The 17028-nt window shown below is 70.2% G+C and carries 15 protein-coding genes; 6 read left to right on the plus strand and 9 right to left on the minus strand.

Features of this window, described 5'->3' with window-relative positions; all coding sequences use genetic code 11:
• Nucleotides 1–193: 193 nt before the first annotated feature.
• The gene (locus AMYNI_RS0115865; RefSeq protein WP_020669006.1) at nucleotides 194–1081 is read right to left on the minus strand and encodes an aminoglycoside phosphotransferase family protein; all 888 of its coding nucleotides are present in this window, start codon (nucleotides 1079–1081) and stop codon (nucleotides 194–196) included.
• 28 nt (nucleotides 1082–1109) lie between these two features.
• Complete coding sequence (locus AMYNI_RS0115870; protein WP_026360503.1) at nucleotides 1110–2492, minus strand: helix-turn-helix transcriptional regulator; 1383 nt, start codon at nucleotides 2490–2492, stop codon at nucleotides 1110–1112.
• Nucleotides 2493–2786: 294 nt separating this feature from the next.
• On the opposite strand from AMYNI_RS0115870, the gene AMYNI_RS0115875 reads away from it, so the two are divergent.
• Both AMYNI_RS0115875 and AMYNI_RS0115880 read left to right on the plus strand, forming a co-directional pair.
• Nucleotides 2787–3137 carry a hypothetical protein gene (locus tag AMYNI_RS0115875; RefSeq protein ID WP_026360504.1) on the plus strand — a complete coding sequence of 117 codons (351 nt, stop codon included), beginning with the start codon at nucleotides 2787–2789 and terminating at the stop codon, nucleotides 3135–3137.
• Between the two features lie 11 nt (nucleotides 3138–3148).
• On the plus strand, nucleotides 3149–3556 hold the full coding sequence (locus AMYNI_RS0115880; protein ID WP_020669009.1) for a hypothetical protein: 408 nt from the start codon (nucleotides 3149–3151) through the stop codon (nucleotides 3554–3556).
• Nucleotides 3557–3878: 322 nt separating this feature from the next.
• On the opposite strand, the gene AMYNI_RS0115885 is transcribed toward AMYNI_RS0115880, so the two are convergent.
• Both AMYNI_RS0115885 and AMYNI_RS0115890 read right to left on the minus strand, forming a co-directional pair.
• The gene (locus AMYNI_RS0115885; RefSeq protein WP_020669010.1) at nucleotides 3879–5126 is read right to left on the minus strand and encodes an MFS transporter; all 1248 of its coding nucleotides are present in this window, start codon (nucleotides 5124–5126) and stop codon (nucleotides 3879–3881) included.
• Complete coding sequence (locus tag AMYNI_RS0115890; protein WP_026360505.1) at nucleotides 5123–6445, minus strand: GH1 family beta-glucosidase; 1323 nt, start codon at nucleotides 6443–6445, stop codon at nucleotides 5123–5125. Before AMYNI_RS0115890 ends, AMYNI_RS0115885 begins: the two co-directional genes overlap by 4 nt.
• Nucleotides 6446–6585: 140 nt before the next feature.
• On the opposite strand from AMYNI_RS0115890, the gene AMYNI_RS0115895 reads away from it, so the two are divergent.
• The gene (locus AMYNI_RS0115895) at nucleotides 6586–7230 is read left to right on the plus strand and encodes a TetR/AcrR family transcriptional regulator (RefSeq protein ID WP_020669012.1); all 645 of its coding nucleotides are present in this window, start codon (nucleotides 6586–6588) and stop codon (nucleotides 7228–7230) included.
• Nucleotides 7231–7472: 242 nt separating this feature from the next.
• Here the strand turns inward: AMYNI_RS0115895 and AMYNI_RS0115900 are convergent, their stop codons facing one another.
• Nucleotides 7473–8669 (minus strand): amino acid deaminase/aldolase, encoded by a 1197-nt coding sequence (locus AMYNI_RS0115900; protein ID WP_020669013.1) that lies wholly within the window; start codon nucleotides 8667–8669, stop codon nucleotides 7473–7475.
• An 83-nt stretch (nucleotides 8670–8752) separates the two neighbouring features.
• Between AMYNI_RS0115900 and AMYNI_RS0115905 the strand changes: the two genes are divergently transcribed.
• Nucleotides 8753–10084, plus strand: a complete 1332-nt coding sequence (locus AMYNI_RS0115905; RefSeq protein WP_020669014.1) for a D-arabinono-1,4-lactone oxidase — start codon at nucleotides 8753–8755, stop codon at nucleotides 10082–10084.
• On the opposite strand, the gene AMYNI_RS0115910 is transcribed toward AMYNI_RS0115905, so the two are convergent.
• From AMYNI_RS0115910 to AMYNI_RS47250, 3 genes are all read right to left on the minus strand, one after another.
• Complete coding sequence (locus AMYNI_RS0115910; protein ID WP_026360506.1) at nucleotides 10067–10717, minus strand: NAD(P)H-binding protein; 651 nt, start codon at nucleotides 10715–10717, stop codon at nucleotides 10067–10069. The genes AMYNI_RS0115905 and AMYNI_RS0115910 overlap by 18 nt on opposite strands.
• 23 nt (nucleotides 10718–10740) lie before the next feature.
• Nucleotides 10741–11382, minus strand: a complete 642-nt coding sequence (locus AMYNI_RS0115915; protein ID WP_026360507.1) for a hypothetical protein — start codon at nucleotides 11380–11382, stop codon at nucleotides 10741–10743.
• Between the two features lie 306 nt (nucleotides 11383–11688).
• Entirely contained in the window at nucleotides 11689–13467 is a 1779-nt protein-coding gene (locus tag AMYNI_RS47250; protein WP_051116328.1) for a serine/threonine-protein kinase, read from the minus strand.
• Between the two features lie 110 nt (nucleotides 13468–13577).
• Between AMYNI_RS47250 and AMYNI_RS0115925 the strand changes: the two genes are divergently transcribed.
• Nucleotides 13578–14654 (plus strand): HpcH/HpaI aldolase/citrate lyase family protein, encoded by a 1077-nt coding sequence (locus AMYNI_RS0115925; RefSeq protein WP_020669017.1) that lies wholly within the window; start codon nucleotides 13578–13580, stop codon nucleotides 14652–14654.
• A gap of 40 nt (nucleotides 14655–14694) precedes the next feature.
• Nucleotides 14695–15549 carry an HpcH/HpaI aldolase/citrate lyase family protein gene (locus AMYNI_RS0115930; RefSeq protein WP_026360508.1) on the plus strand — a complete coding sequence of 285 codons (855 nt, stop codon included), beginning with the start codon at nucleotides 14695–14697 and terminating at the stop codon, nucleotides 15547–15549.
• Nucleotides 15550–15613: 64 nt separating this feature from the next.
• Here the strand turns inward: AMYNI_RS0115930 and AMYNI_RS0115935 are convergent, their stop codons facing one another.
• Nucleotides 15614–17002, minus strand: coding sequence for an amidase (locus AMYNI_RS0115935; RefSeq protein WP_020669019.1), 1389 nt, complete (start codon nucleotides 17000–17002; stop codon nucleotides 15614–15616).
• Between the last annotated feature and the right edge of the window lie 26 nt (nucleotides 17003–17028).

The following is a 17028-nucleotide window of genomic DNA, read 5'->3' on the forward strand; positions in this document are numbered from 1 at the left end:
CCGAAATTGTCACTCCAGGTTGTCTATTTTCGGTCAAACGACGAACGGTCCGTTGCTGTCGCCGAATGCCTACCCACCATTCCCAAAACCTCCGATCACCGCGCTTACCCGACCGCCCCTTAAGGCCACCTTGCCTACGTTCAAGGTAGGCAAGGTGGCCTTGAGGGACTTGGGCGACGGTGGTGAGGTCGGATCACCGGTAGCGGGACCAACGGGTGGTTGAACGGCCGCGGCGCAGGTCGTCGAGGCGGCGGCGGAGCTCGCCGCGGACCCGCGGATGGCTGCGCAGAATGGGCAGCACGCTGGTGGTCAGCTTCAATTCCCGCGCCGCGCGCAGTACCTCGAACCCCGGCCAGACGGTCACGTCGAAGCCATAGGCGTCGGCCAGCATGCGATAGCGGCCGGCCGGATCACCGAACCTTTCCCGGCCCACCGCGAGCGGGGTCAGATCCCATTCCGGCGGCCCGGCACAGGAGGAATCGAAATCGCACAGCACCGGCCCGTCCGGGCCGATGATCACATTGCCAGGGTGCGCGTCGCCGTGCACCAGCGTCTTCGGCAGCGGGAACCGCAGTCCGGCCAGGTCGCCTTCCACCCGCGCGCAGCGCTCCAGCAGGAAGTCGCGGTCCGCCGGGTCCAGTTCCTCGGCGTCATCGATCCTGGCGCGGACGTCGTCCAGCGGGTTCCACTCGCCGACCCCCGACGGGGGCGGCAGCAGGTGCACCCGGCGCAGCAGCCCGGCCAGCTCGACCGCGTTGGCCCGGCGCGCCGCCCTCGGCACCCGCTGCCACACGGTGACCCGGTGCTCGCCGATCTCCAGCGGCTGCGCCACACCGGGCAGCAGCCTGATGGCCGGAATGTCGTGTTCGGCGAAGTACCTGGCGACCCGGACCACCTTGGCGGCCCGGTGGCGCAGCGCGCGCGAGCCGACGATCCGCACCACCACCGGCGCGGACGCCAGCGAGTAGACCGCGTTGTTGGTGAACCGGAGCAGGGTGGCGTTCCGGCCGTCGAGGCCGAGCCTGGCGCAGGTCAGCGCAAGCGCCTCATCCAGCTTCTCCCGCGTGAACCGGCCATCCACGGACCGGCTCCCCCGACTGCCTTGACGCTCAGGCGGCGTAGAAGGCGTTGATCCGGTCGGCGAGGTCGCGGGCGTCGCCGTTGTTGCGGCGGCGCTCCGCCTCGTCGCGCATCGGGCGCATCCGGTCCCTGATCCGGGCCGACTTCAGCCCGTCCGCCGAATCCAGCGCCGCCCGGCCGACCCTGGCCCCCTGGTCGATGTCGCCGTCCAGCAGGTGGTTGGTGGCCAGCGCGCTCAGGTTGAACGTCTTGCTGCGCGCCATGTCGTCGCCGTAGGAGTCGATCGCCCTGGTCAGCGCCGGGATCGCGTAGGTGGTGTGCGCGACGTCGACCTTCTGCGCGAGCACCGTGTGCACGGTGCCGATCATCGCGTAGACGTCGGTCTCGTTGAAGAACCTGGCCCAGGACTCGGCGTTGGCCAGGTCCGCGCGGGCGAACTCGTCCTTGCTCCGACCGAGCAGCTTCATCGCCTGCTCGTCGTTCTCCATCATCGCGTAGGCCCACGCCTCGTTCGCGCAGAGAATCGCCACCGCCAGCTCGGAGCCGGACTCCTGCGCGGCGATCTGGCCGAGCTGGAACAGCTTGAGCGCGTCGTTCGGCGCGTCCTGGTGCAGGTAGACGCGGCCCATCCGGTACAGCACGTTGGCCACCAACGGATGGTTCTCGCCTTGTTTCGCCAGGTCGAGCGCGTTCGCGAAATGCCCGCGCGCGGAGTCGACAAGGCCGGTGTCGAAGGAGGTCCAGCCGGCAAGGCTGTGCAGGTCGGCGAGTGCGACGTAGAGCCGGGACTTGACCACCTCGGTCGCACTGGACTCGAGCATCTGCTGCCCCCAGGACAGCTGGGCGACCACGGCGTCGCGGCAGAAACCACCGCCGTACTGGTAGTCCAGGGCGCGCAGCGCCCTGGTCGCGGCTTCGACCTGCCGCACATCGGTCATGCCGATCCGACCGGGTGCCGGCGTCCTCGCGGGGCTCGACGCCCAGGCCGACGGGGACGATCCGAAGACCGCCGCTCCCATCGTGACCTGCGCGGCGTGCGCGAGGAAGTTCCGCCGTTTCACGGACTCGTCCTCCTCAGCCTGCTGGTCGTCGGCAGCGCCGACCACCTTTATCGCCGTGGCCTCGTCGTATGCGAGGCCCATGTATCCACGGGGGACGCCAAGGCCGTCGGCGATCCTGACCAGGACGTCGTAGGCCATCACCTGCCTGCCCTTGAGGATCTCCGACACCTCGGACTGCGACTGGCCGGTCATCGCGGCTATCTGGCGCTGCGAGATGCCTTCGCGCCGCAGTAGCTTGTAAACCGCGCTGATCTCCCTGGCGGCCAGCGCATCCCGCATCTCGTGGCCTTCCCAGGCCTCGGCTGATATGGGATGCCCCTGCCGGGCATCTGCGGCATTACTCGCGTCCATGTGCGCACCCTCACAGTCCGTGGGCGTCGGTGACAAGCGTAGGCATACCCATTCAACCGCGCGAAACCCCGATTCGTCGCCCCTGATCGGCCCGGGCGAACTTCCTCGACCGTTTAACGTGGAACCGGGCCCGGTCGCCGCTATGACGCCAGTTCGGCTTCTCTCCGCTCTCGATTGGTCGCAATGTAGTTCACAGTTCTTCCGTGAGCAGCCGGACACAGCCAGCGATCACGGAGAGCTACCAAGAAGCCCAGCACTACGGCGCGACTACGAAGACAGAGCGGAGTTGACCCAGTGGAGTTCGTGGACTCGATCACAGCAGGACGTGCTGGGACCGCCACGAGCCCCGTGCGGCCCTCAGGGCCGATCACGGTGGCCCGCTCGGCGACCAGGCCCGTCGCTCCGGTTAACCCGCCCGCTGCCGACCCCCGCGCCGCACAGGTGCGCAGGTACGAGAGTGGCCAGCTCGTCTGGCGCGTGCAGTGTGGCGACCTGATCAATCGCGAGCGGTGCGTGACCGTGCTCGTCGAGAACAACCAGGTGGTCCTGGTCGGACCTCCCGGTGAAACAGCGCGACTCTCCGGTGGCCAGCTCGGCCAGCTGCGGGCCGCGCTCAACGAGGCCGCCAAGATGGCGGAAAGGTGACGGTGTTCTAGGTGGATCAGATCCTTGGGCAGGTGCTCCGCAACGCGGTGTGGGAACGCCTCGACATGCTCTCCGACCTGGCGAACCGCGCGGACGCCCAGTCACTGGTCTCGGTGGCCAGGTCCGAGCTGCCCCGGCTGACCGAAGGCTGGCGGGCCATGCTGCTGGCGCACGAGCCGGACGAGCGGGGTGACTGCCCGACCTGCTCCACCCGCTGGCACCGCTGCAAGGCGCCGTGCTCGGTGTGGCAGGTCGCGCACGAGCACCTGGTCGCCGGTGGGCTGGCGCCGCAGCAGGACCTGCGCCGGGCTTGCCGGCGCGGCGGCGAGTCGCGCACCCCGGCCGCCACCGAAACGACCGGACGGCACGCACTGGTGCCACCGGCTCGCCGGGCCCAGCTCGGCGTGGCCACGCAGTAACCCCAGTACCGGCGATGCGCGGCCGACCGACCGCCCCCATCGGGTTGACGCCGCACCTCGCCTTTGCCGAAGGTCGGCTCGTCCGTACCCCCGAGCGAGACGAGCCGACCCTCGGTCTTAGTCCCGATTAATCGAATAATTTACGCGTATCGCCTAGCCAAGGCGGCAATCCGTCGCTATGTTGATCATCAACTGCTGGCGAAAAAATTGCAGATCGCAACCTGTGGACACCCCGCCCACAACTGCGGCCCCGAAACTCCGCGGGCCGGTGCCGTTGCACTCCCCTCCCCCGACCGGCACCGGCCTGCGGCCCCAAATCCCACTAGGCCACTCCTCGCACCCGGGTGATCAGTACCCCGGCGAGCAGGGTGGCCGCCGCGGAAGCCGTGAACAGCCCCGAGTAGCCACCGAGTTCGGCCAGGATGACGGTGGTGACCAGCGGCGCGATCACCTGCGGCAGCGAGTTCGCGATGTTCACCACCCCGAGGTCCTTCGCCCGGTCCTGCGCCGCGGGCAGCACTTCGGTGAGGATCGCCAGCGCCACCGCCCAGTAGGCGCCGAACCCGACCCCGAGCAGTGGCGCCGCCGCGAGCGCCGCCGGCCAGGTCGGCCAGAACACCAGCAGCAGCGCGGCCAACGCCATCGCCACGGATGCACCGAGCACGTACGGCTTGCGCCGGTTGGCGCGGTCGGAGAAGTAGCCGGCGGTCAGCGCGCCGACGGTCAGCGCGGCACCGTAGAGGCCCATCAGGATGAGCAGCCCGGTGTCCGGGTCCGGGTAGCGCACCGCGTCCTTCAGGAAGAACAGCAGATACAGCGTGCCAAGCGCGTTGCCAAGGTTGATCATGAAGTGGCAGCCCCACGCCCAGGCGAAGTCCGGGTGCGCCCGCGGGGAGATCCACAGGTTGGCGACGATCTCGCGGAACCGGCCGCCGGGCCGGAACGCGGCCGGCAGCGTCGCGTCCGGGGTGCGCAGTACGAACGCGGCCGCGCCGGCCAGCACCACCGCGGCGGACACCAGGTAGCCACCGGGCAGGCTGGTCACCAGCACGGTGACCACCAGCGCGCCGAGCACCGTGCCGAGCATCTGGCTGATGCCGACCAGTCCGCCGATCTGCGCGCGCTGCGCGATCGGCACCCGGTCCGGGATGGCGGAGGTCAGGGTGGCCAGCATGCCGTTCAGCCCGGCCTGCACGAGGCACCAGCCCAGCGTCATCACCACGATGTTCCCGGCCTGCGACAGCACGACAAGGCCGAGCGCGCCGGTCACCGCACCGGCGATCGTCCAGGGGTGGCGGCGGCCGAAGCGGGAGCACGTGCGGTCCGAGAGCAGGCCGATCGCCGGGTTCGCCAGTACCGACACCACCGCGCCGATCCCGGTGACCACACCGAACACGGTTTCCTTGTGCGCCGCGTCCAGCAGTTCGGCCTGTTTCGGCAGCAGCACCTGGATCGGCGCGTAGATACCGAGCCAGAGCCCGATGTTGGCGAGGAAGAGCAGGCTGGTCCAGCCGGGCCGGACGCGCACCACCGGTTCGGTCAGCGCCTCCGGAACCGCCGCCTGGCTCATCGCGAGCGCACCAGTTTCCGGTACCACTCGAAGGAATCCTTCGGCGTGCGGCGCTGGGTTTCGTAGTCGACGTGCACCAGCCCGAACCGGGGCGCGTAGCCCTTGGACCACTCGAAGTTGTCCAGCAGGGACCAGACGAAGTAGCCGCGGACGTCCACGCCCGCGTCCATCGCGGCACGGACCGCACCGAGGTGCTCGGCGAGGAAGTCGATCCGCTCGGGGTCCCGGACCTGGCCGTCCGCCGTGACCTCGTCGGCGAAGCTGCACCCGTTTTCGGTGATGTAGACCGGTGGCAGTGCCTCGCGGTAGCGCTCGTGGAAGGAGATCAGCAGTTCGCGCAGGGCCTGCGGCACGATCGGCGAGTCGTTGGTGGTCATCGGGTAGCCCTCGACTGCGCGGAGTTCGAACGGTAGTGGGTTGCCTTCGCCCGGGGCGGCCACGCCCTGCGGTTCGTAGTAGTTGACCCCGTAGAAGTCCAGCGGCTGCGCGATGTCCGGCAGGTCGTCGGCGTGGCCGTCGGGCAGGTGCGCGGTGAGCTGTTCCGGGTAGCGGCCGAGCAGCACCGGGTCCGCGTAGAGCCGGTTGATCAGTGCGTCCAGCCAGTCCGCGGCGGCGCGGTCGGCCGCGGACCCGGTGGACGGCCAGACCGGCGAATGGTTGTTCGCGGTGCCGATCGACCCGGCGCCGGCGGCCCGCAGTGCCCGTACCGCGCGGCCGTGCGCGAGGTGCTGGTGGTGTGCGGTCGGAATCGCGTCCAGCAGCAGGGCCTTGCCGGGTGCGTACTCGCCGATGGCGTAGCCGTAGATGGACATCACCATGGGCTCGTTGAGCGGGATCCAGTGCCGTACCCGGTCCGCGAAGTGCTCGCCGAGAATGGCCGCGTACTCGCCGAAGCGCTCTGCGGTGTCCCTGGCCAGCCAGCCTCCTTCGTCTTCGAGCGCCTGCGGCGTGTCCCAGTGGTAGAGGGTGGCGACCGGGTCGATCCCGGCCGCGCAGACCTGGTCCAGCAGCCGGTCGTAGAACGCGAGGCCGGCCGGGTTCGGTTTTCCCTTGCCCTCCGGCTGGATCCGCGGCCAGCCGAACGACATCCGGTAGGCACCGACCCCGAGCCCGGCCATCAGCGCGATGTCCTCGGCGTACCGGTGATAGTGGTCGGCGGCGACATCGGCGTTTTCGCCACGCGCTATCTTGCCGGGTGTCCTGGTGAAAGTGTCCCAAATGGACTGTCCACGGCCGCCCTCGGCGGTGGCACCCTCGATTTGGAAGGCCGAGGTGGAGACACCCCAGAGGAAATCGGGCGGGAAGGTCAGGTTTTCCACCGGCTGCACACCTTTCATCGCGGCATCGCCGAGCACCGAACTGGCTAATATGAAAAGTTCTCACATGTTAGCCATTCCCTCGTCCGGGGGGAAGTGCGCCGACACGATAAAGTCCCTGATCAGCACAGGAGGAGCACGACGTGTCCGACACCCCAGCCGCGAAAACGGCCGCCGCCGAGGCGACTCCGCTTCGCCGGCAACCCGTCCAGCAACGCAGCGCGAAACGCGTGGAGCAGATGCTGGACGCGAGCGCGCAGCTGATCGACGAGATCGGCTACGACGCGCTGACCACCACGCTCATCGCCAAGAAGGCCGGTGTGGCGGTCGGCTCGCTCTACCAGTTCTTCCCGGACAAACGCGCCGTCGTGCAGGCCCTCACCCAGCGTAATCTGGAGCGTTTCCTGGCCGCGGTGAACGAGCGGCTGGGCAGTGTGGATCATTCGCACTGGTGGGACGTGGTGGACTCGCTGCTGGACATCTATCTGGTCATGCACCGCGATGTGCCGGGGTTCTCCAAGGTGCACTTCGGGGACGTGGTGGATCTGCGGCTGCTCGACGATCGCCGGGACAACAATCTGGTCGTCGCCGACTCGCTGGCCGGCCTGCTCACCGGCAAGCTCAACCTGCCCGCCGAGCAGCTCGCCCTGCCGGTCTCGATCGCCGTCGAAGCGGCCGACGCACTGCTCAATCTCGCCTTCCGACGTTCTCCACAAGGCGACCCGGAAGTGGTCGCCGAAACCAAGCATCTCATCAAGGGTTACCTGGCCAGCAGGCTCGGCGAGTAGTAGTCCCCGGTTTGTCCACAGTCGCCCAAACCTGTGGATAACTCGCCAGTATTTAGCTTAATCGGGTTAGCCCGGCGGTACGATGGAGCGGGGTCGCCCCCCGGGATGGGTGGGGGTCTGGCTGGGGGGCGAAAGGGGCGAGCCGGCTATTTTGCGGCGGCGGGGGACGTGGGGTGCCAGGTGTTGTGGTTCGCGGCGGCGGACGTGCCGGACGGGCTGTGCCGGGAAGTCAAATCGGAGGGTCAGCCGAAGCTTTTGCCCTCACCCCGATAGGTGGGCACGGTGCGGTCGACCCGGTCGCCGGCGAGCACGTGGTAGTCGGTGAAGCGCTCGGCGAGCTCGCCGGCCTTGGCGTGCCGCAGCCACACACGGTCACCGAGCCGGAGGGCGCGGGCGGCCTTGCCGGTCACCGGGGTCTGCACCTCACCGGCGCCTTCCATCCCGAGCAGGGTGAGCCCCTCGGGCAGGTACGGCGACGGAAGCCGCGAGGCACCAGCCGGACCAGAGGCGATATAGCCACCGGAGAACAGGGTCGCGATCCCGCGCGAAGGACGGCGTACGACGGGCAGCGCGAACAGCACCGCGGGACGCGGCCGGAACCGCGAATAGCCGTCGAAGACCGTCGGGCCGATCAGGCCGGAGCCGGCCGCGATCTCGGTGACCGACGGGTCCGCGCCGGTGCTCTCCACGCTGCCGGTGCCGCCACCGTTGACGAACTCCAGCTCGGTGAGCGCACGGACCGCGGCCACCGCGGCCGAACGGCGCTGGACCAGCTCGGCCGCCGAACGCCGCTGCATCCAGCGCACCACCGCGTTGCGCGGAGAACTGCCGGCGACATCCTGCAGACCGGCGATCTGACCCTCGTAGGCCATCATGCCGACCAGCCGGAAACCCTTACGCGCCAATACCTTTTTGGCCATCTCGGCGGACTCGCGCGGGGTGAACACCGGCGAGCGGCGGGTGCCGACATGCACCCCGGGCACCGGCCGCCAGGACGCGTCGAGCTCCAGGCAGACCCGGATCTCCGGGTGACCGTCACCGAGCGCGGCGTCCACCAGGTCCAGGTGCTCGGGCGAGTCGATCATGATGGTCACCGCGCCGCGGGCCCGCTCGTCGGCGGCCAGCGCACGCAGCGCCCCGTGGTCGGCGGTCGGATAGGCGACCACGATGTCATCGGCGGTGCCCAGCTTCGCCAGCCAGACCGCCTCGGCGAGCGAGTAGCACATCAGCCCGGTGAAGCCCGGCCTCGCCAGCGCGCGTTCGAGCAGGTAGCGGCAGCGGACCGACTTGCTGACCAGGCGCAGCGGCCGGCCAGCCGCCCGCCGGAGGAGGTCGTCGGCGTTGGCGTCGAACGCATCGAGGTCGACAATGGCGAGCGGCGGATCGAGATCCTTCGTCGCCAGGTCGTAGGCCACCGCACTCACACTGCTCACCCGCATTACGGTACGACAAGAACGCTTGAAACGCGAATACTATTCACTTATCGTCGCAGCACTCACACCCCCGGACGAACAGGCGCGTCATGACACGGTGGACCAACTGGGCCGGCACCGAGACCGCGACCCCGCAGCGCGTGCACACCCCGCGCAGCGCGGCCGAGATCGCCGAGGTGGTCGCCGGTGCGGCCATCGAAGGCAGGCGCGTGCGCGCACGGGGCAGCGGCCACTCCTTCACCGGCGTCGCGATGACCGACTCGGACGCGGTCGACCTCGGCCAGTGGACCGGGATCGCATCGGCGGACGTCCAGGCCGGGCTGGTCACGGTGCGCTCCGGCACCACCTTGCGCCAACTCAACGCCGACCTCGGCGCGCTCGGGCTGGCCATGACCAACCTCGGCGACATCGACGCGCAGACCGTGGCCGGCGCCGTTTCCACCGGCACCCACGGCACCGGTGCCCGGCTCGGCGGGCTGGCCACTCAGATCGCCGAACTGGAGCTGGTGCTCGCGGACGGCACGGTGGTCAGCTGCTCGGCCACCCGGCGGCCGGAGCTGTTCGACGCGGCCAGGGTCGGCCTCGGCGCGCTCGGCGTCATCTCGACGGTGACCCTGCGCTGCGAACCGTCCTTTGTGCTCTCCGCGCAGGAAAGGCCCGAGCCGCTCGAAGAGGTCCTCGAAGGGTTCGACCAGTCCGCCGAAGAGAACGACCACTTCGAGTTCTACTGGTTCCCCTACGGCCGGAACGCGCTGGTGAAGCGGAACAACCGGCAGCCCGCCGGCACCGAGCCCGAGCCGCTCGGCAGGGCACGCCAGTTCATCGACTACGAGATCACCGAAAACTTCGCGTTCGGCGCGCTGTGCCGACTCGGCCGGACCATGCCCAAACTGGTCCGCCCGCTGGGCAGGCTTTCCTCCTCGCTGCTCTCCGCGCGGGAGTACAGCGACGTCTCACACCGGGTTTTCGTCACGCACCGCGCGGTCCGGTTCGTCGAGTCGGAGTTCGCGGTCCCCCGCGAGTCGGTGCACGATGTGCTGGCCGAGTTGCGCGCGCTGGTGCCGAAGCTGGAGAACCCGGTGACCTTCCCGGTCGAGGTGCGGGTGGCCGCGGCGGACGACATCTGGCTGTCCACCGCCTATGGCCGCGACTCCGCGTACATCGCGATCCACCAGTTCCTCGGCATGCCCTACCGCGAGTACTTCGCTGCTTTCGCGGATATCGCCGGGCAGGTCGGCGGGCGGCCGCACTGGGGAAAGATGCACGAGCTGGACGCTTCGGTGCTGCGGGAGCGCTACCCGCGTTTCGACGACTTCGTGCGCGTACGCCGCGAAGTCGACCCGGCCGGCGTGTTCTCCAACGCCTACGTCGACCGGGTGCTCGGCCGTGGTGACCGGCGCCGGTCAGAGCCGCTCGAGTGACTCGTCGACCGGGGTGTGGCCGCCGACCAGCTCCAGGGTCCGACGTACCGTGCGGGGCTCGTCGAGCAGCGCGACCAGCACGGCGGCCACATCCGCCCGGCTCACCTCGCCGGCTTCCACCGAGTCCGCGAGGTGCACCTGCCCGGTGCCGGGCTCGTCGGTGAGCCGCCCAGGCCGCAGGATCGTCCAGTCCAGGTCGCGCGCCCGCAGATCGTCTTCGGCGGCCTTCTTCGCCTTCAGGTAGATGGCGAACACCTCGTCCATCCCCGGGTCTTCGGCGCGGTCCAGGCCCATCGCGCTGACCTGGAGGTGCCGGCGGACCCCGGCGGCGATGGCCGCGTCCGCGAACAGCGCGGCCGCCCCACGGTCCACTGTGTCCTTGCGGGCGCTGCCGCTGCCCGGCCCGGCGCCCGCCGCGAAAACCGCGGCATCGGCACCGGCCAGCACTCCGGCGACACTGTCCACATCGGAATTTTCCAGGTCCAGCACGGCCGGCTCGGCGCTGACGGCACGCAGGTCGCCGGACTGCCCGGGATCGCGGATGATCCCGACCGCCTGGTCACCGCGCGCCGCGAGCTCCCGCTCCAGAAGCAGCGCGATCTTGCCGTGTCCGCCAGCAATCACAACTCGCATGGGACCAACCGTAGGCGCGTTCGTCAGTCCACGCCGACCGGCAGGTCGTAGGAGGCGAGCAGCTGCTCGTAGACCATCTCGTTCACCCAGCGGGAAACCGCGTCCTCGTCCAGCAGCAGCCGCTCGGTGCGGCCGTTCAGGTCCGGCTCGACGTTGGCGTCCTCATCCGCGGTGACCACGGCCATGCCGTAGGTGCGGGCGCGCGGCAGGCAGTTGTCCACGTAGTCCTGAGTCAGCACGGTGGACGCCGGCAGCACCATGGCCGCCTCGCCGTAGCGGGCGAACGGCACCGCGGAGGCCATCGCGGTACGCCAGTGGCGGGCGACCACCAGCACGCCGACGATCTCCGCGGCCGGCGCGGGTGCGGTGCCGGCGAACTCGGGCCAGGTCCAGGTGGCCACGATCGCCCGGTCGGCCACCGGGCCGACGCCCATCGCGATCCGCTCGGCGTGCACGTCGGTGCGCAGGCGGGCGACCACGCAGACCTTGCGGCCGAGGATGGTCACCTCGGGCAGCACCACGCCGTCCCAGCCCAGCTGGGCGGCCGCTTCGGCGGCCAGTTCCGAGGTACTCGCGGGAAGTTCGACGCGCGGGACGACGCGGGTCGGGAACGATCGGCTACCGGTAGCCGTTACCTGCCCGATGTGCCCTGGTGTTGCCGCCACGAGTCCGCCTCCATCTTTCGCGCCGCCGGAGATCGTGCCTCGTGAAAAGAGGCACATGACTTGAGTACCAGGTGGGGTCCTCCCGAGTCGCCGGGTAACCCTTCGGCCTGCGATCGACGGCGCCCAACGGTCGGTGACCGGTCGACGGGCGGTCACCGCACTTCGGTCCGACCCTGCCGCCAGACGAGTGAGAGCCCGCTGAACGGCCGTGACCAGGCGGTTACCAACGGCTCGGGCACTCAACCGCTGTGAGCTAACCGGTACCTACTCCGAATGGCCCAATACCGTTACGGCATCCGGTCGTTCTCACGATGGGACGAGCAGCGCGGCGAAGTCCGGGCTGAGGAGATCGGTCAACTGCGGGTAGTCCAGCCGGTAGTTCTGCTCACCGCAGGCGTTGTCGTACAAGCCGAGGCTCGGCAGGAAGACCGCGAACTCGGCGGCCTCACGGCCGAACGCGATCGAGATCGGCGTGTCGCCGTACTGGTACTTCAGCAACCCCGGATCGAGCGGATAACGCACCCGGTCCTGCTCGCCGCAGAACCCGTCCGGCGAGCTCGCCCGCAGCCGTTCCACCAGCACCTTCATCCCGTCCGCGGTGCGGATCTCCGGCCGGAAGACCTCCTCCGGGCCCAGCAGCCTGCCGCTCACCGCGTCCACCGTGCGGGTCTCGGTGCTGAACCAGGTCGAGTGCCCGAGCACCTCGCCCTCGGTGCCGTGCTTGTACCGCACAGAAATCAGCTTCGGACCGGCCAGCAGCACCTCGGCCTTGGTGGTGGTCCTGGTGCCTGGCCGGTCCTCCCCGTAGCTGACCAGCGCCTTGCGCACCGCTTCGATCCTGGCGTCGATCGGCGCCATCAGCTCGGCGTTGATCCGGTCGGCGCGCGCCTGGTCGGTTAGGCCGGAGACCCGCACGTACTGCGCGTCCACCTGGAAACCGGGGCCGGTGAACCGTTCGACCCGGTTCGCCAGGCCGACCTGCAACGCGTCCTGCGCCACCACCGGCGGCGCGGCCTGCGGTGGGGTGTCGTCGTTTTCGTTGACCACCACCACGATCGCGCTGACCGCTACTGCCGCGACCACACTCGCCACGATCGCGGCGATCTTGCCGCCGGCCGCGATGCCACCGGCCCCGACCCCGGCCGCGACTCCGCCGCCGTGCGCGGCCGCCACGGTGGCCGCACCGGGCGCGGCCGCGGTACCGACGGCGCCGAGCGCGGCCAGTGGCGAAAGCGCGAACAGTGCCGCGGCCCGCTGCGCGAGCCTGGACCGGCCGCGCTCCTCCCAGTCCGCGCCGTAACCGGCGACGGCGGTCCGTTCCAGCTCGGCGATCAGCTCGGCCGCGCCGGACGGCCGCCCCGCCACCGACTTCGCCATCCCGCGGGCGACCAGCTCGCGCACCGGCTCGGGCGCTTCGGTGAGCGGGACCGGCGCGTGCTCGTGCAGCCGCCGCAACGCCTGGGTGTCGTCCGCGACGTACGGCCTGCGGCCGGTGACGCACTGGAAGAACACGCAGGTCGCGGCATAGACGTCGGTGGCCGGCGTGGCCGGGCCGCCCTGCCACTGCTCGGGCGCCATGTAGGCCGGGGTGCCCACCGGCAGCCCCGCCTCACCGGCCAGCACGGCGATCCCGAAGTCGACCAGCTTGCTCTGCCGGTCCGGGCCGATCAGCACGTTGTCCGGCTTGTAGTCGCGGTGCACGGTGCCCGCGGCGTGCGCGCCGGCCAGCCCGAGCAGCGAACCCTTCAGCACGGCCAGCGCGGACTCCGGGGTCAGCGTGCCGTCCGCCAGCAGCAGCTCGCGCAGCGACACCCCCGGCACGGCCTCCATCACGATGGCGGCGCCCTCGGCCTGCTCGACGAACTCGTAGAGGCGGGCGATGTGCGGGCTGCTCAGCTGGTGCAGCAGCCGCGCTTCGCGCCGGAACGAGGCCAGCTGCACCGGGTCCGCGAGGTAGCGCGCGAACAGGTACTTGATCGCGACCACGGTGCCGGAGTGCTCGTGCCTGGCCAGCACCACCCGACCGAAGGTGCCGCTGCCCAGCGGTTGCAGCTCGGTGAATCCGGGTAGAGACCAGTCGTCCACGGTTGCCTCCCACTTTCGCGTGACTGGGAGGTGAGCTGCGCCGCAGCGGTTCCCACCCGGTGACGGTTAGGGTTACCGACGAGTTAAGCAACCGCTGAGTTGGAGGATCGATGCGCTCGCCGAAGGACTTCTTCGCGCCACTGGCTGTCGGTGCGCCCGAGCCCGTCCGCCAGATTCCCGCGCTGCCGTCGAGGATGATCCACTTCTTCGATCCCAGCAACGAGAAGATGGTGGCCAAGGCGCCGGACATCGCGAAGAAGGTCGACGTCCTGCTCGGCAACCTGGAGGACGCGGTCCGCGCGGACCGCAAGGAGGCCGCCCGCGACGGCCTGGTGGAGGTCGCCAAGGCGAACGACTTCGGCCAGACCCAGCTCTGGACCAGGATCAACAGCCTGGACTCGCCGTGGGCGCTGGACGACCTGATCACCCTGGTCACCGAGATCGGCGACAAGCTCGACGTGATCATGGTGCCGAAGGTGGAGGGCGCGCAGGACATCCACTACGTCGACCGGCTGCTGGCCCAGTTGGAGGCGCGCGCCGGGCTGCGGCGGCCGCTGCTCGTGCACGCGATCCTGGAGACCGCGAGCGGCGTGGCAAACGTGGAGGAGATCGCCGGCGCCAGCCCCCGGATGCAGGGCATCTCGCTGGGCCCGGCGGACCTCGCCGCGAGCCGGCGGATGAAGACCACCCGCGTCGGCGGCGGCCACCCCGGCTACCTGGTGCGCACCGACCCGGAAGGCGAGGACATCACCACCGGGCGCACCACCTACCAGCAGGACCTCTGGCACTACACGGTCGCGCGAATGGTGGACGCCTGCGCGGCGAACGGCATCCTGCCCTACTACGGTCCGTTCGGGGACATCCGGGACACGGTGGCCTGCGAAGACCAGTTCCGGAACGCCTTCCTGCTCGGTTGTGTCGGCGCGTGGAGCCTGCATCCCGTGCAGATCGACATCGCGAAGAAGGTGTTCTCGCCGGAGCCGTCCGACGTGGCGTGGGCGCGCCGCGTCATCGCCGCGATGGGTGACGGCACCGGAGCGGTGATGATCGACGGGAAGATGCAGGACGACGCGTCGTTCAAGCAGTGCAAGGTGGTCGCCGAGCTGGCCGACGCGCTCGGCGCACGCGACCCGGAACTGGCGAAAGCCTACGACGAAGCGACAAGGGAGGCACTCAGCGATGGCTGAGTTGGATGCCGCTTCCGCGGCGGAAAGTAAGCCGGCGGGACTGAAGCCGAGACGGTCCGTGCTGTACATGCCGGGGGCGAACGAACGCGCGCTGGAGAAGGCGAAGACGCTGCCCGCCGACGCGCTGATCCTGGACCTGGAAGACGCGGTCGCACCGGACGCCAAGGCCGACGCGCGGGAGCAGGTCTGCGCGGCCGCCGCGGCCGGGGAGTACGGCGACCGCGAGCTGACCATCCGGGTGAACGGCCTGGACACCGAATGGCACGACGCGGACCTGCGCGCCGCCGCGCAGGCCGGCCCGGCCGCCGTGGTGGTGCCCAAGGTCGACTCGGCCCGCGAGGTGCACAACATCGAACGGGCGCTGGAGCTGGGCGGCGCGCCCGAGCACACCAGGATCTGGGCGATGCTGGAGACCCCGGTGGCGATGCTGCACGCGGCGGAGATCGCCGCGGCCAGCGACCGGCTGACCGTGCTGGTGATGGGCACCAACGACCTCGCCAAGGAGCTGCACGCGGAGTTCGTGCCGGGCCGCGCGCCGCTGCTCGGCGGGTTGTCGCTGGCGCTGCTCGCCGCACGCGCCACCGGCAAGGTGATCCTGGACGGCGTCTACAACGACGTGAAGGACCTCGAAGGTTTCGAGGCCGAATGCCTGCAGGGCCGGCAGTTCGGCTTCGACGGCAAAACGCTGATCCACCCCGGCCAGCTGGAACCGTGCAACCGGGTGTTCGCCCCCTCGGCGGAGGAGATCGAGCGCTCGCGGAAGATCATCGACGCCTTCGAGGAGGCCACCGCGGCCGGCCGCGGCGTGGTCACCGTGGACGGCCGGATGATCGAGAACCTGCACGTGGACAACGCCCGCCGCATCCTCGCCCTCGCCGAAGCCATCGGCGGCTGACCCCAGCTTCGCAGCGAAGGCCACCTTGCCTGCGTTCAACGCAGCGAAGGTGGCCTTCGCTGCATTAGCGGACCGTGGGCCAGGGGCGGGGTGGGGGGCGGAGGCGTTCGAAGGCGGCGGCGGCGCGGAGTACGCCGAGGTCGTCGAAGCGGCGGCCGGCGAGTTGCAGGCCGATCGGCTGGCCTTCGCCGGTGTAGCCGCAGTTCACCGACACCGCGGGCTGGCCGGACATGTTGTAGGGCACGGTGAACGCGATGTGCTCGAAGGGCGTGGCCGGGTCGTTCACCGGGGAGGCCCAGTCCGCCGGCGGCGCGGAGACCGGGCAAACCGGGGACAGCACGAAGTCGTGGCGCTCGGTGGCCCGCAGCGCGGCCACGCTCATCACGTCCATCTGCGCGAAGCCGCGGTAAGTGTCCACACCGGACACTTCGGCGCCGGTGGCGGCCCATTCCGCGATGTAGGGCAGCACCCGGCGGCGGCGCTGCTCGGGCAGGGCGGCCAGGTCGGAGCAGGCCCTGACCCGCCAGAAGCGGTCGAGGCCGTCCAGCATCGGCCTGGTCAGGAACGGTCCGACCGGTTCCACGATGGCGCCGGCCGCCTCGAACAGCCGGGCCGCTTCGGTCACCGCGGCCAGCACTTCCGGCTCCACCTGCAGTCCGGCGCCCGCGTCGGTGTGCAGCCCGATCCGCAGTCCGGCCAGGTCGAGATCCATTTCCTGCCAAGGGATCTCGGTGTAGGGCAGGCACAGCTGGTCGCGCGCGTCCGGCCGGGAGAGCACCCGCATGAGCAGGGCGGCATCCGCGGCGGTCCTGGTCATCGGGCCCGCCACCCGGCCGGGGAACGGCGGATCCACCGGCACCCTGCCGAAACTCGGTTTCAGCCCGACCAGCCCGCACCAGCCGGCGGGCAGCCGGATCGAGCCACCGATGTCGGTGCCGACGTGCAGCGGCCCGTAGCCGGCGGCGGCCGCCGCGCCGGCACCGGCGCTGGAGCCGCCGGGGGTGCGCGAGGTGTCCCACGGGTTCCGGGTGGACTCGTGGAAGCTGGACAGGCCCGAGGTGAGCATGCCGTAGTCGGGCATGGTGGTCTTGGCCAGCAGCACGCCACCGGACTCCCGGATCCTGGCCGCCGCCGGTGCGTCCGCCGGTGCGGGCACCAGCTCGGTCGCGGCGGTGCCGAGCGGCACCGGGGTGCCCTGGGTGGCGATGTTCTCCTTGAGCGTCAACGGGATGCCGTCCACCGGCCCGAGCGGCTCACCGGCAAGCCAGCGCGCCTCGGACTGTTTCGCGGCGGCACGCGCGGCGTCCGGGTCGTAGGCGTACAACGCGTGCAGCACCGGTTCCAACGACTCGATCCTGGCCAGCACGGCCTCGGTCACGTCGACCGGCGACACCGCACCGGTCCGGTACCGCGCGAGCAGTTCGGTTGCAGGAAGGTCAGGCAGCTCGGTCATGGGGCTCCTCGGTGAGTGGCGTCGTG

Origin of the sequence: Amycolatopsis nigrescens CSC17Ta-90 (assembly GCF_000384315.1) — a bacterium.
In the GTDB taxonomy this organism is placed as follows: Bacteria; Actinomycetota; Actinomycetes; order Mycobacteriales; family Pseudonocardiaceae; genus Amycolatopsis; species Amycolatopsis nigrescens.